Annotated in this window: 13 protein-coding genes and 1 pseudogene; 5 read left to right on the top strand and 9 right to left on the bottom strand. The window is 70.0% G+C overall.

Annotated elements, in window-relative coordinates; translation table 11 throughout:
* Nucleotides 1-585 precede the first annotated feature (585 nt).
* From IH09_RS15005 to IH09_RS40650, 7 genes are all read right to left on the bottom strand, one after another.
* Nucleotides 586-2,046 (bottom strand): aldehyde dehydrogenase family protein, encoded by a 1,461-nt coding sequence (locus IH09_RS15005; protein ID WP_052856803.1) that lies wholly within the window; start codon nucleotides 2,044-2,046, stop codon nucleotides 586-588.
* A 40-nt stretch (nucleotides 2,047-2,086) separates the two neighbouring features.
* On the bottom strand, nucleotides 2,087-3,220 hold the full coding sequence (locus IH09_RS15000) for an NAD(P)-dependent alcohol dehydrogenase (RefSeq protein ID WP_205379760.1): 1,134 nt from the start codon (nucleotides 3,218-3,220) through the stop codon (nucleotides 2,087-2,089).
* Nucleotides 3,221-3,334: 114 nt separating this feature from the next.
* Complete coding sequence (locus IH09_RS14995) at nucleotides 3,335-4,648, bottom strand: FAD-dependent monooxygenase (RefSeq protein ID WP_052856728.1); 1,314 nt, start codon at nucleotides 4,646-4,648, stop codon at nucleotides 3,335-3,337.
* A 10-nt stretch (nucleotides 4,649-4,658) separates the two neighbouring features.
* A complete protein-coding gene (locus IH09_RS14990; RefSeq protein ID WP_052856727.1) occupies nucleotides 4,659-5,282 on the bottom strand; it encodes a maleylpyruvate isomerase family mycothiol-dependent enzyme in 624 nt (207 codons plus the stop codon).
* Nucleotides 5,282-6,124 (bottom strand): fumarylacetoacetate hydrolase family protein, encoded by an 843-nt coding sequence (locus IH09_RS14985; RefSeq protein ID WP_052856726.1) that lies wholly within the window; start codon nucleotides 6,122-6,124, stop codon nucleotides 5,282-5,284. The genes IH09_RS14990 and IH09_RS14985 overlap by 1 nt, the downstream gene beginning before the upstream one ends.
* A gap of 10 nt (nucleotides 6,125-6,134) precedes the next feature.
* Entirely contained in the window at nucleotides 6,135-7,262 is a 1,128-nt protein-coding gene (locus IH09_RS14980; protein ID WP_052856725.1) for a cupin domain-containing protein, read from the bottom strand.
* 123 nt (nucleotides 7,263-7,385) lie between these two features.
* Nucleotides 7,386-8,195 (bottom strand): MFS transporter, encoded by an 810-nt coding sequence (locus IH09_RS40650; protein WP_404827263.1) that lies wholly within the window; start codon nucleotides 8,193-8,195, stop codon nucleotides 7,386-7,388.
* 216 nt (nucleotides 8,196-8,411) lie between these two features.
* On the opposite strand from IH09_RS40650, the gene IH09_RS14970 reads away from it, so the two are divergent.
* The 5 genes and pseudogenes from IH09_RS14970 to IH09_RS14950 all read left to right on the top strand — a co-directional run.
* A complete protein-coding gene (locus IH09_RS14970) occupies nucleotides 8,412-8,627 on the top strand; it encodes a hypothetical protein (protein ID WP_052856723.1) in 216 nt (71 codons plus the stop codon).
* A 67-nt stretch (nucleotides 8,628-8,694) separates the two neighbouring features.
* The gene (locus IH09_RS14965; protein WP_052856722.1) at nucleotides 8,695-9,348 is read left to right on the top strand and encodes a helix-turn-helix transcriptional regulator; all 654 of its coding nucleotides are present in this window, start codon (nucleotides 8,695-8,697) and stop codon (nucleotides 9,346-9,348) included.
* On the top strand, nucleotides 9,345-10,478 hold the full coding sequence (locus IH09_RS14960) for an aminotransferase class I/II-fold pyridoxal phosphate-dependent enzyme (RefSeq protein ID WP_052856721.1): 1,134 nt from the start codon (nucleotides 9,345-9,347) through the stop codon (nucleotides 10,476-10,478). Before IH09_RS14965 ends, IH09_RS14960 begins: the two co-directional genes overlap by 4 nt.
* Nucleotides 10,475-11,416 carry an ornithine cyclodeaminase family protein gene (locus IH09_RS14955; protein WP_052856720.1) on the top strand — a complete coding sequence of 314 codons (942 nt, stop codon included), beginning with the start codon at nucleotides 10,475-10,477 and terminating at the stop codon, nucleotides 11,414-11,416. Before IH09_RS14960 ends, IH09_RS14955 begins: the two co-directional genes overlap by 4 nt.
* Before the next feature lie 286 nt (nucleotides 11,417-11,702).
* Nucleotides 11,703-12,756 (top strand): annotated as a pseudogene (locus IH09_RS14950) (alpha/beta hydrolase); the annotation flags it as partial.
* 228 nt (nucleotides 12,757-12,984) lie between these two features.
* Here IH09_RS14950 and IH09_RS14945 read toward each other — a convergent pair.
* Nucleotides 12,985-13,128 carry a transposase gene (locus IH09_RS14945; RefSeq protein WP_190233296.1) on the bottom strand — a complete coding sequence of 48 codons (144 nt, stop codon included), beginning with the start codon at nucleotides 13,126-13,128 and terminating at the stop codon, nucleotides 12,985-12,987.
* A 177-nt stretch (nucleotides 13,129-13,305) separates the two neighbouring features.
* Nucleotides 13,306-13,959: a cutinase family protein gene (locus tag IH09_RS14940; protein ID WP_052856718.1), complete on the bottom strand. Its 654-nt coding sequence runs from the start codon at nucleotides 13,957-13,959 to the stop codon at nucleotides 13,306-13,308.
* Between the last annotated feature and the right edge of the window lie 106 nt (nucleotides 13,960-14,065).

Here is a 14,065-nt window from a genome sequence, read left to right as displayed (position 1 = left end):
AGAAGAATCTATCCCTCGGTACAGAAGAACAGCCACTCTCAACCGGATGACGCCGAGCAGCGATCTGCCTCCGGCGGGCAAGGCGGCGTCGATTGTGACAGTCCTTTGCCGGCTGATCGTCATGCATCGACAAGCTCCAGCAGCGGGCCGGCCTGACCACCCGCTGTGACGAGACCGCCACCATCTATTGGTCCGGAACTCCAAGGGTTCCATTCGAGGATGTAGCGCACGTGGCGGCCGTGGAAGCAGCCGTGGACGATATAGGACTGGCGCTGGCGGCGGTCGCGGAACCTGCTGGTCTGAGTGGCGAGTTGGCCCCGGTCCGGGCCCGGCTGTGCTGCTCCCTCGCCCCGAGCTCCACGATGACGCGGCCACGTGTGCCCTGAACCGGTCTCACCGGCGCAGACGTCACCAAGCAACCGCCCGGCACTGTCATTACCGAAGAGAGACCGGCTCAGGCAAGAATTTCTGACCGGAGTACCCGCGCCACGGATCAGGTGTCATCCATCCGCGCAGCACTCCCGCCCCTCCATCGAATCTCACGGCAATCCGGTCTTACCCGTCCATGGTCGATCAGGCGGAGCTTCAGAACGGATAGCGCTCGATCTCGCTTTGGAGTGTGACCCACTGCGTCTCGGTGAACGTGTCGATGTTGGCGTTCGGCCCGCCGAACCGGCCGCCGGCCCCGGAAGCCTTCCACCCGCCGAAGGGGGCGACCGCCTCGTCGTCGACGGTCGAGTCATTGATGTGGACCGCGCCCGAGTCGATGCGGTCGGACAGCTCGAACGCGGCGTACGCGTTCGACGTCAGAATCGACACCGACAGGCCGTACTCGGAGGCGTTGATGATCTCGATTGCCTCGTCGACGTTGTCATACACCTGGACCGGGGCGACCGGGCCGAAGATCTCTTCCGACCAGGCAAGGTTGTCGGATGTGACGTCGGTGAGCACGGTCGGCCGGTAATAGAGGCCGTCGTAGGAGCCGCCGGCCGCGAGGGTTGCGCCCTTGGCCACGGCCCCGGTCACGACGCTGTGGACGTGGTCGCGCTGCCCGGTGTCGATGAGCGGGCCGAGCGCGTTGGAGGCGTCGGACGGGTCGCCGACGGGCAGGTTCCCGGCCTTCTCGCACAGGGCGGCGATGTACTCGTCCGCGAGGGAGCGGTGCACGAGGTGGCGACCGGTCGTCATGCAGATCTGGCCCTGGTGCAGGAAGGATCCCCACGCTCCGGCGGACGCCGCTGCCCGGACGTCGGCGTCGGGCAGGACGAGCGTCGCGTTGTTGCCGCCGAGTTCGAGGTGCACCCGCTTGAGCAGGGGACCGGCGGCCTCGCCGATCTTGCGGCCCGCCGTGGTCGATCCGGTGAAGGAGATGCACGGCACGTCCGGGTGGGTCACGAGCGCCGCTCCGAGGTCGCCCCCGCCCGGCAACACGTGCAGTACGCCGTCGGGCAGGCCGGCCTCGGCGAGCAGCTCGGCGAGCGCGAGGCCACCGGAGACGGGGGTGCGCGGGTCCGGCTTGAGAATCACGGCATTGCCGAGTGCGAGTGCCGGTGCGACCGAACGCATCGCGAGGATCGCCGGAAAGTTGAAGGGCGCTATGACACCGACAACACCGAGAGGCACGCGACGCGCCAGCGAGAGACGTGGTTTGACCGACCGCAGGATCTCGCCGTTGGGGTGCGAGGCGAGCGCCGCGCACTCTTGCAGTTCCGAGACCACCAGGCCCACCTCGAAGCCGGCTTTGCCCCACGCGGAACCCGACTCGGGGACCAGGATGTCCTGTAGTCGGGCCGGGTCGGCCGCCAGGAGCGCTGCGGCCTTCAGCATCACCGCAGCTCGCTGGGTGTAGGAAGCCTTGGCCCAGGCTCGCTGCGCCAACTTGGCGCTCGCCACTGCCGTGTCGAGGTCGGTCCGGGTCGCGCTCGCCACCTGGCCGACCGCCCTTCCCGAGCCCGGTGCGATGACGGTGATCTTCTCGCCCGAGCCCTCCCGCCATCCGTCGGAGTACAGCTTGCCGTCCCAGACCGGGTTCTCGGTCAGCTCCATGGTCATGGTGTCGTGTTCCTTCCTTGAGCGTCGCCGACCATCAGGCAGTGGGCTCGGGCATCTTGACCACGGGCTTGATGACGTCGCCGTGGTGGCTCGCCTCCAGCGCCCCCTCGATGTCCTCGAAGTCGAAGATCTCGACGAGCTCGTCGAACGGGAACCTGCCCTGCCGCCACAGGGCCAGCAGAGCCGGGATGAGCCGCTGGGAGCGTCCGCTGCCGCCCAGGGTGCCGACTATCCGCTTGCCGAAGAGGGTGCGGAAGTGGTCGGCGGTGAAGCTCGCCCCGGCCGGCGCGCCACCGATGAGGATGGCCGTCCCCAGCATTCCGACGGTGTCGATCGCCTGCTCGACGACCTTGATGGCACCGGTGCAGTCCAGGGCGTAGTCGGCCGTCCCACCGACGATCTCCTGGACGGCCGCGACCACATCGGCCGTGCTGCCGGCGTTGACGACATGCGTGGCGCCGTAACGCCTGGCCAGGTCGAGACGGGAGTCGTGGACGTCGACGGCGACGATCGTCGTGGCGGGGGTGTTTTTGGCTGCCATGATCGCGGCCAGGCCGACGGCGCCGACGCCGTAGACGACGATGCTGTCGCCCACCTGTGGCCGGGCGGTGTTGAGCACGGCCCCCGCGCCCGTGGCGATGCCGCAGGCGAGCGGGCCGGCGATCTCGAGTGGGACGTCGTCCGGAATGACGACGGCCTGGCTCGCCGTCGCGAGCGAGTGGGTGGCGAACGATGACTGCCCGAAGAAATGGCCCGACACGGGTGAGCCGTCGAGGCGACGGTAGCCGGAGGTGCCCGCGTTCTCGCCGGCGAATCGCATGCCGGACACGAGGGCCGGGGCGATGCTCAGGCAGTAGCGGGGCTCGCCTTCCCTGCAGTGCTTGCACTCGCCGCAGAACGGCCAGCCGAGCACGACGTGGTCGCCGACGGCCGGGCTCGTGACGCCGGGGCCGACGGCTTCGACGATGCCGGCGCCCTCGTGACCGAGCACGCCCGGCAGCGGGAGCGGCATGTCGCCGCTGCGGGTGCTGGCGTCGGTGTGGCACACACCTGAGGCAACGATGCGTACGAGGATCTCGCCCGGTCCGGGGGCATCGATCTCGAGGTCGGTGTAGGTGAAGGGAGCGCCGACCTCCTCGACGACGCCGGCACGGATCTGGATGCTCATGATCTTCTCTTTCCGTGGAGAGTGTCCCGGCCTCGTGGAAATTGAGGTGCTTGCGGCTCAGGGGCCGGGGTGAATGGTGGGTGGTCTTCGGCGACCGCCGGTGGCTGTCAGGCTTCAGCCCGCTGGTTGCGGCGTTGGAGTTTTTTCATGACCTGGGGTGGGGTGCAAGCGGCTGTCGTGTGTCGTGGACCCATCCTGTCCGGCGCCGGCCAACGGGATGGCCCGGTACATCTCCGGCTCGTCCTCGGGGAACAGTGCGGTCGGGCCGTAGACCCAGTCGGTAAACGTGTAGTCGTGCGTGTCCCGCGACCGCAGAATGGCGTTGCGCTGCTCGCGCCGAACTCCGTCGAGGTGCCACAGCTCGCCCCAGACCCGCGCGGTCAGCACCACGCGGCGGCAGTGCTCCGGCCGGACCGCCTGGTACGCGGCCAGCACCGACGCCCAGTCCACACCGCCGGCCGTCTGGTTGCGCGCGACATGCGAAGCGAGCACCCAGCCGTCCTCGATCGCCATGATCGCGCCCTGCGCCATGTACTGGAGGGGAGGGTGCGCGGCGTCGCCGAGCAGCGCCACCCGGCCGTAGACCCACTGGTCGATCGGGTCGCGGTCGTACATCTGCCACCACCGGTCACGCCACAGCATCGGCAGCCCCAGCTGCACCTGCTCGCACGTGCCCTCGAACGCGGCGTCGAGCTCGTCGGGCGAGCCCCAGCCCTCGACACCGGCCAGCGCCTTCGGCGACTCGAACACGGCGACCTGGTTGAACATCTCGCCGCCACGCAGTGGATACTGCACGAAGTGACACCCTGGGCCGACGTACACCGCGACCGCGTCCTCGTCGACCTGGTTGGCACGGACCTGCTCGATCGGCACCGCGCCCCGGTAGGCGACGTACGACGACGACACGGTCGGGTCGCCGACGTACTGCCGGCGCGCCACGGAATGCAGTCCGTCGGCCGCGATCACCAGCGGCGCCGTCTCGACGCGCCCGTCGGCGAGCCGCACCGACGCGGAGCCGGTGCCCTGCTCGTAGCCGACGACCTGCTGGTCGTTGAGCAGTTCCACACCGGTCCTGCGGCAGACGTCCAGGAAGAGGCCGTGCAGATCGGAGCGATGGATCACGATGTACGGGAAGCCGTAGGTCCGCTCCAGGTCGCGCAGGTCGAGCCGGGTCAGCTCCGAGCTGTCGACGGCGTCGAACATGATCATGTCGGCCGGTGCTACGCCACGCTTCACCACCTGGTCGAGGAGGCCGTACTCGTGCAGGATCCGTGTGCAGTTCGGTGCGATCTGCAGCCCTGCGCCGACCTCGCCGAACTCGGCGGCCGACTCCAGCACGCGCACCGCGAGCCCCTGGCGGCGCAGCGCGAAGGCCGTCGAGAGGCCACCGATGCCGCCGCCGACGACAATGACATCCGGATTGCTCATCTCTCTCCTCCTACAGCCACGGGCCGAGCTCGGGGGCCCCGGCGAGGGTGTACGGGCGGCCGGCCAGGTAGGCGGCGACGTCGGGAAGCCGCCCGTCGGGCACCGTGTCGAGGCCGCGCTTGGCCTTGATGTCGACGACCAGCGCGGCCAGGAACTCCTCGGGCAGATCCGCGAAGCCGATGCCGGTGGCCAGGTCGACCGCGTGCACGCAGACCTCGCGGCTGCGCAGCCATGGGATCTCGCTCGCCGGTACGGTCCTGCCCTGGGCGGTGACCACCTCGGCCTGCCGGCGCTCGGCCGGCAGCACCGCCATCGCCGTTTCGAGCCGTTCGGCCGACTCGTGGGCCCACGCGGTGAGTTCCTCGGCGGGCAGTCGCGCACCGCGCGCGATCCCGGCGGCGCGTTCCTCGGGGGAGGCGTACATAGGGGTCTCCTCGCCGGTGGCGGCCCAGTGCACCAGGTTGCCGAGTGCGTTGGCGTTCGCCGCCACATGGGCGACGAGGTGCCTGCGGGTCCAGCCGGGCAGCCCGCCGGCGGCGTCGTACGACGCCGGGTCGAGGCCGTCCACCGAAGCGAGCAGCAGCTTCGTGCCCTGCCGCATCCAGTGGCGGGCGTCTGCCAATGTGCGTGACATCAGGACCCCTTGACGATGACGTTGGTGCACGCGCCGAGACCCTCGATCTCGGTGACGACGGTCTCGCCACCGGCCAGGTAGACCTGGGGATCGCGGGCGTGACCGACGCCCGCCGGAGTGCCGGTGGCGATCAGGTCGCCCGGGTTGAGCCGGGTGATCGTGGAGACGTACTGCACCAGGAGGACCGGGTCGAAGAGCAGCGTGCCGGTGTTGTCGCGTTGCATCACCTGGCCGTCGACGGTGGTCGACACCTCCAGCGCGGGCCGCACGCCGCCCACTTCGTCGGGGGTGACCAGGTAGGGGCCGACCGGCGTGGAGGAATCCCAGATCTTGCCCTGGGTCCACTCGATGGTGCGGAACTGCCAGTCGCGCACCGACACGTCGTTCATCACCGTGAAGCCGGCGATCGCGGCCGCGGCCTCGTCCTCGCTCGCGCGCCGCACCGGCTTGCCGACCACCACGACCAGCTCGACCTCCCAGTCGAGCGCATCGGTCTCGGCCGGCTTCTCGACCGGGTCGTTCGCGCCGGTGAGGGTGTCGGCGAACTTCGGGAAGAGAGTCGGGTACGACGGCAGTTCCCGGCCCATCTCCTCGATGTGGCGGGAGTAGTTGTGGCCGACGCAGATCACCTTCGAGGGCTGCGGCACGACCGGCGCGAAGTCCGCGCCCTCGACGTCGTACGTCGCAGCGCCGGATGCGACAGTGCGGGCGGCCGCGATCTCGGCCCAGTCGGGTCGTGCGAGCAGTGTGCCGAGGTCGGGCTCACCGAGGTCCACGAGGACGCTGTCCTCGAGCTTGACGGCGCGAGTCGCGTCAGGGGTGCGGATGGTCGCGAGTTTCATCTCAGATGTCCTACTTGTCGGTGCGGTCGAGCTGGAGTGCTTCGAAGACGGGGGAGTCGCTGAACCGGAAGAGGTCCAGCGCGCCGGAGTCGGAGTCGGTGTCGCCGGCCTCGGACTTCACCGAGAACGGCACCCACGAAGGGACCACGAAGAGGTCGCCGCGGGTGACCGACCAGGTCGTGTCGCCGACGGTGACGGTGCCGGAGCCGTCGAAGACCTGGTAGACGGACGAGCCGGTCTCGCGCACCGGCGCGGTCTCCGCGCCGCGCACGATGCGGTGGATCTCCGCGCGGATCGTTGGCAGCACGTCGGCGCCGTTGTGGGGGTTGGTGTAGCGGACCGCGGCATGGCCGGGTTCGACGGTGCCGCCGTACTTCTCCGCCTCCATGGCGAGTTGGTCGGCCAGCGCCCGATCGGTGAACTCCCACTTGTAGGCCAGCAGCGGTGAGCCCGGAGCGACCGCACCCACCGACAGCGGACGCAGGCCGGGGTGGCCCCAGAGCCGCTCGGAACGCGACCGCTCCGGCGTAGTGCGCTCGGTCTCGCCGATCTCGTCACGGCCGAATTCGAAGAACTGCGATTCGGTGACGTACTGGAACGGGATATCCAGGCCGTCGATCCACGCCATCGGCTCGGCCGTCGCGTTGTGGTGGGCGTGCCAGTTCCAGCCGGCCTGCGGCAGGAAGTCGCCGCGTCGCATCGGCACCGGGTCGCCGCCGACGACGGTCCACACGCCCTTGCCCTCGACGACGAACCGGAACGCGTGCTGGGTGTGCCGGTGCTCCGGCGCGTCCTCGCCGGGCATCAGGTACTGGATCGCTGCCCACAGCGTGGGGGTCGCGAACGGGCGGCCGCCCAGGCCCGGGTTGGCGAGCGCGATCGCCCGGCGCTCACCGCCGCGGCCCACCGGCACCAGGTCGCCGGCCTCCGCCGCGAGCCGGCGCAGGCGCTGCCACCGCCACAGGTGGGGTACGGCGCGCGAGCGCGGATGGGCCGGCATGAGGTCGCCGATCTCCGTCCACAGCGGGACCAGCAGTTCCTGCTCGAAACCGCGGTAGAGGTCCTTGAGGGCGGGGGTGACATCGGGCTGGTCAGGGGCATCGACCGCCGGGATGTGGACGGGTGAGGTGTGGGTCATGAGTGCCTCTCGATCGGGTGGGTCAGTGCGCTGTGGCCACGACCGCGCCGGAGGCAGGCCGAGTGACGAGGAGCGGGACGGCGGACACTGCGGACGCGGCGGTGAACAGCACAGAGTTCGAGCTCACACCGAGGGCGGCGCGGCCGGCGCCGGTGATCGCGCTGCGCAACGGTCCGATCCGGATCGCACCCCACACGGTGAACGCCGAGCCGGCGACCGCGCCCAGGCTGAGCGCCGGCGGATAGGCTGGCGGGTTGCCGCCGAGGCCGGACCGGGCGTCGCTTGCGGTGAGCCTCGGCAACCACGTGCCGAGGCCGTACCGGGCGAAGAGTTGGTGACGGTCGCCAGGCTGGACTGCGCCGTCGGGAGCGAGTACGGCGCTCGCACCATGATGCCGGGACCCGGACGGCCGGCGACGTCGGTACGTTCGTCGCGGTGTGGGCCGTCCTGCCGCTCGATCCGCTCCGCCTCGGCGGTCCGGGCACGGGTCCTCAGCCACGCCGGCGATTCCGGCGGTGCGAGGACGGGCAACGCCGCCGGCGGCAGCCCGGTGCCGCCTGAGAAGTAGCGCCTCTCCGAGCCGAGCGTGGGGGTGGCCGGGATCGCGACGACCGCGGCCGGGCAGCCGCCGAGCGGCACGCCGGACAGCATCACCGTGGCGCTGATCGAACGGTGCCGACCGGAGACGAACTCCGCGGTCGGCGTGTTCGCCGACGGGACCAGGCCACCGAGGCCGATACCGACGAGGAAGCGCGGCGCACCGAAGATTTCCGCGTGCGGTGCGAACCCGCACGCTGGCATGAAGACGGTGAACCGGGTGACGCAGCCGACTGTGGTCCAACGGCGTCCGAGTCGGCCGGAAAGGTTGCCTGCGCCCGGAGCACCGACCGGCATGCCCGCGAACGCGAGGCTGCCGGCGGTGCCCGGGGTCAGCTGCGAGCCTCGCTCGGCGAGTGCGCGTCGTGGTCATGGCCACAGGGTGTCGTCCGTGCCGCAGAATAGGATACGAGATTCTGCCTTGCAGAATCTGGGGCGGGGGTGAGCAGCTGAAGGCGCCGCTGGCCCAAGCGGTCACGAGCGTCGGCCACGCGTTGCGGACCGCGGTCACGCTCCTGCTGGAGGGCGCGCACGGTGCCCAGGTGGCGGGGCGTGCGCGGCGTCGACCAGCGCCTCGACGGTGTTTGCGGTGCGGGTGCGGATACGTGCCGGCCCCACGTCGATGACGAGGTCTTCGATCAGTACGCGGATGACCGCGCCCATGCGCAGGTCCGCCGCCGCGTGGACGAACCGGTGTACCGCCGTGAAGGTGTCGTCGTCCGCTGCGTGGCTTCTTCGGTGGCGCTCTTCAGCCGGGTAAATGCCTGATCTGCCGCGAGAGGATCCCGGCGGACTGGCGTGGACTTTTTGTCTAGCCTGGATGTACTGTCCAAATATGGGGAACGTGGAAGAGGGACCGGACTCTCGTGTGCGGATGTGGAGCCCGGTATGCCGGGCCGTCGCGCTGCTGCTCGGCCCGTACGCCGAGGTCGTCCTGCACGACCCTGAGACCGACCGGGTCCTGGAGATCTGGAACCCGATGACTTCCCGTGGCCCGGGGGATCCTTCGCTGCTCGGCGAACTGGACGAGCTCGACCCGTCGGCGCAGGACGTGTACGGACCGTACGAGAAGCTGCTCGCGGACGGCCGCCGTCTGTCATCGGTCAGCGCGGTCCTGCGGGATGCGCGGGGTGAGCCGTCCGCGGTGTTGTGCATCAATCTCGACCGCACTCCGCTGGAACAGGCCGCGGCGGTCCTGTCCGCCTTCGGCGCGCCGACCGTGCAGGGCCCCGAGCCGCTGTTCGAGCAGGACTGGTCCGAGCGCATCCAGCACGTGATCGGCACCTACGTCCGCGAAACGGGCCGCCCCATCGAACGCATGACCCGCCAGGACCGCCTTGCCGTCCTCGGCCGCCTCGACGAGGCCCGGGTGTTCGCGGTGCGCCGCGCCACCCCTGTCGTCGCCGGGGCCCTGCGAGTGTCCCGGTCCACCGTCTACGGCCTGCTGACCGAACTCAGAGCACCCAGCGCAAAGGACCGACAACCATGACCCGGCTGCCCGACTTCCGCCTGGAAACGTACTTCTCCCGCTGGGAATTCACCGCCCGCCACCATCTGACCGCCTCCGACGTCCAGAGCATGACACTCAGCGAACTGCTCGCCCTGGCCGAGGACAAGGACCGCGACACCTTCGAGAACCTGTCCCTGGGTTACACCGAGACCTTCGGCGACCCGGCCCTGCGCGAGGTGATCGCCCAGACGTACGAGCACGCCGACGCCGACGATGTCCTCTGCTTCGCGGGCGCCGAGGAAGCCCTCTACGTGGCGATGAACGTCCTGCTCGACGCGGGCGACCACGCGGTGGTGGTGACCCCGAACTACCAGGCCGCCGAGACCGTGCCGCTGGCGCTGTGCGAGGTCACCGGCGTGGCCCTCGATCCGGACCGGGACTGGGCCCTGGACCTCGACAAGGTGGCGGCGGCCATCCGGCCCAACACCCGGGTCGTGTCGGTGAATTTCCCCAACAACCCCACCGGCAAGGTCATCGACGCCGCCGACTTCACCGCGCTGGCCCGCCTGTGCGACGAGCGAGGCATCCACCTGTTCAGCGACGAGGTCTACCGCGGACTCGAACGCGACCCCGCCCGCACCCTGCCGCAGGCCGCAGACCTGTCCGAGCGCGCACTGTCCTTGAACGTGACCTCGAAGTCGTTGGGGCTGCCCGGACTGCGCATCGGCTGGATCACCTGCCGCGACCGCGAACTGCGCTCGCGCCTGGAGCGGGCCAAGCACTACACCACCATCTGCAACTCCGCGCCCAGCGAGGTCCTGGCCCGCATCGCACTGAAGGCCCGCGAGACGATCCTGGCCCGCAACGGGGCCCTGATCGCGGCCAACCTGCCGGTCTTCGAGGCGTTCTTCGCCGAATTCGCGGACGACTTCGAGTGGCAGGCGCCGGACGGCGGATGCGTCGCCTACCCCCGCTACCACGGCGCCGACGGGGTGGAGGATCTCTGCACTCGCCTGGTGGCGGAAGCCGGTGTCCTGCTGCTGCCCGCGAGCATCTACCGCTCCGAACTCACCGCCACCCCCGCCGACCGTTTCCGCATCGGCATCGGCCGCCGCAACCCGGAAGAAGGACTGGCGGCCTTCGCCGAGTGGCTGCGAGGGCGGCGGTGACCCTTGCCGTCTTCGACACGGCCGCCATCAAGAAGACCGCCACCTCACAACTGGTCCTCGACACCGTCCGCGACGCGCTCATCGCGCACGCCGAAGGCCGCACCAGCGTGCCGCCGCCACTGCATCTGGACTTCCCCGAAACCGACGGGGACTGCCACGTCAAAGCCGGCTGGATCACCGGCGCCACCGACTTCACCGTCAAGATCGCCACCGGCTTCTACCGCAACCCCGCCCTCGGCCTTCCGACCAACCACGGACTGGTCTGCGTCGTCAGCGCCCACACCGGACAGGTGCGCGCGCTCCTGGACGACCGCGGTCTGCTGACCGCTTGGCGCACCGCCGCCGCGGGCGCGCTCATCACCCATGCCATGGCCCGGCCCGACGCCGTCATCCTGGCCGTCTTCGGCACCGGCGAACAGGCCCGCCTCCAGGCGACCTGGCTGGCCGAACTCCGCCCGGTCAGCACGGTGCTGGTCCACGGCCGCAACCCGCACAGAGCCGCCGCCCTGTGCGACGACCTCATATCGCGCGGCCTGCCGGCCCGGCCCGCTTCGGCACAACAGGCGGCCGCCGCCGACATGGTCATCACCACGACTCCGGCAACGGTCCCCGTCCTGGATGCCGCCCAGGTACGCGAGGGAGCACACGTGACCGGCATCGGCACGGACATGCCGCACAAGAACGAGCTCCCGCCGGCACTTTTCCACCGCGCTGAGCTCATCGCCACCGACGACCACGCCCAGTGCCTCGACCACGGCGACTTCGGACACGCCGTCCGCGCCGGCGCCACCGCCCGGGACGGCGACATCGCGGCCGGCCTGCTGCTCGGAACACCCGTCGACCGGCCCGACACCGCGATCACGGTGGCCGACCTCACCGGCGTCGGAGCGCTCGACGCGGCACTCGCCTCAGCCGTCCTCGACCAGCTCCTGCACTGAACGCCTAACGGGAAGGGACCGTGTGACAGAGGCGGTGTGAGATACAGGCCGAAGAGATCGGCAGGTGTCAACTGGCCCGGACCCCAGTCGCGTTGGCCGTCGCGTCGGCCGGTGCGGCGGTTGCCGTACCCATGGGGAACGCGGCGCATGCATAGGTACTCCCGACCGCAACACCCAGCACCTCAAGGAGACTTCGTGATCACACCCAGCCCCGCCATGCGTCGCACCTCGGCCGTGGGCCTCGCCCTCGCCGCCTGCCTCGGCACCGTCCCCACCGCCACGGCACCGGCTCAAGGCCACCGACACCCGCCACCGCATCGGCTCGATCCTGCTCAACAACGGCGGCCCCGGCGGCACCGCCCTCGAATCCCCGCCGGAATTCCATGCGCGGATGAAGGAGACCGGCCCGCGGCGCGCTCGGCGAGAAGAAGATCTCCTACTTCGGCTACTCGTACGGCACCTACCTGGGCACCGTCTACACCCAGATGTTCCCCGGCCGCTACGACCGGGTGGTGCTGGACGGGGCCCTCGACCCACGCGAGTACGGTCCCCGGCTGGTCAAGGACGCCGCCGGCGAGAACGAGCAGGCGCTCGCCGACTGGGCCACGTGGGCTGCCGCCCGCAACGACACCTACGGCCTCGGCCGCACCCGCGCCCAGGTCCTCGCCACCATCGACCGCATCATCAAGGCATCCGCGCGCGGCCCGCTGACCGTCGGCACCGCCCCGGAGAGCTTCCCGCTCGATGACACCCGGATCCCATTGGTCCTGCTCACCGGAACCGACAGCGACACCGACACGGCCCGGGCATCCCTCGCTGAACAGGTGTCCGTGCTGAACAAGGCCGCGGCCGGGCAGCCGACCCGGCTGTCGCCGCAGTTCGCCGCGACCCTGCGGTTCGCGATGACCGCCGAAGGGTCGCCCCACGGCAGCGTGCAGTCCGCGATCCTCTGCGGGGACAGGGCGGCCCCGCGCGACCCCGAGGTCTACTGGCGCGACATCGAGCGCAGCCGCGCCACGTACCCGCGCTTCGGCGCACTGGCCAACAACATCAGCCCGTGCGCCTTCTGGGACCGGCCCCGCGAGGAACCCACCGAGGTGAAGCACGACGCCAGCATGCTGATCGTGTCCGCCACCGGCGACCCGCGCACCCCGCACAAGGGTGCCGTCGCCCTGCACGGCCTGCTGCCGAGCTCCAAGCTGATCACCCTCAAGGGCGCCAACCGGCACGCGGTCTACGGCGTCTACGAGAACCCCTGCGTCGACGACAAGGTCAACCGGTACCTGGCCACCGGCAAGCTGCCCGCCAATGACCAGATCTGCTCCAAGCAGGCCGGATAGTCCTGTGACCGCGTAGGTTCGCCGGGTTGTTCAGGCCGCAGTTTCGAGAGGGCGTCCACCCCGGCGGACGCCTTTCTCGCTGCGAATGCGGGCGCGTCCCTTGCGTTCGGCGGCCAGGACATCGCGGTGGCGGGCATTGCGTTTCGCCGGCGCAGGCAGGCGGCGCCTGACCGGCCTTGCGCCGGCGGGCTCGCTTGTCGGCCTGACGGTGGGAGCCGACGGGGTCGGTCAGCTGTGTGCGGCCCGGATCCAGTTGCGCAGCGTCTCGGTGTTCACCCCTAGACCGGTGGCGACCGACTTGATCGTCGCTCCCGGCCTCAGGCGGTACAACGCGACCGCGTCCGCCCTGAACTCGGCAGGGTAGTGCTTCATCACCATCTGTACAGGACTCCATATCCACCCGGACCATCAAGATCCGAGTGCTTCTGGTGTCCAACGCCCGGGGTCCCTGACGGGCTACTCCCCGAAGAAGCACAGCTTCTTCCGGAGCGGGGAGCCCACCACCTGCCCGCGGTCGGAACGGACCGGCCGCAGGCAGGTGTCGTGTGGCTACGCGGGATACCAGGCGCCGTTGTACCAGACCTCGTTGGCGCTGTCGTTGTGGTGGTCCATGTTGAAGTCGTTGGGGTAGTTGTTCATGTGGTTCTGCGGGTACGTCCAGATGCCGGCGGACTCGTCGCAGACGTAGTCCCAGTGACAGATCGTCTTGACCGGCACGTTGCCGAAGGACTTGTCGGCGCCCGTGAGCGGAGCGCCGATGACACCGCCGAACGGCACCGCGCCGCCGTTGGCGCCGGGAGGGCCCTGGCGCTTGGGGTCCGAGACGAGGACGGCGTTGACGTTGCCGAAGGTCCGCCAGTTCTCGGTGACCCAGATGTGCACCACTGCGGCGCCCAGGGAGTACCCGCCTATCTTGACGTGCTGGCCCGGACACGTGTTGCGCTGGTCGCGCACCAGCCGATTCAGCTCGTTGACGCCTGCCCGGGCGCTCGCGCCGTTGGGGATCTGGGTCGGGTAGCCGACGTGCTGCTGGATGTTGCCGGTGAAGCCGTCGTTGTTCCATGAACTGCCGGTGCCGCCGACGACGATCGTGTAGGTGCCCTCGCATGAAGCCGCCGCTTGCGCGGAGGACTCCAGTGCCACGGAAAGTCCGGCCGTCAGCACAAGTCCGGCCAACGCGGCCGTGGTCCTTTTGGCCCGCATGAATTCTCCTCATCTAGTGGTACTCGATGCTGGATGCCCACTCGTGCCCGATGCCCCGTCAGCCACCCATCACGGTCGGCGCGGGCTTGGCGCACGATCTGACGCG

The sequence above is a fragment of the Streptomyces celluloflavus genome (assembly GCA_000720995.1).
GTDB lineage: Bacteria > Actinomycetota > Actinomycetes > Streptomycetales > Streptomycetaceae > Streptomyces > Streptomyces celluloflavus.
This window is presented reverse-complemented; position numbering and strand designations above follow the sequence as displayed.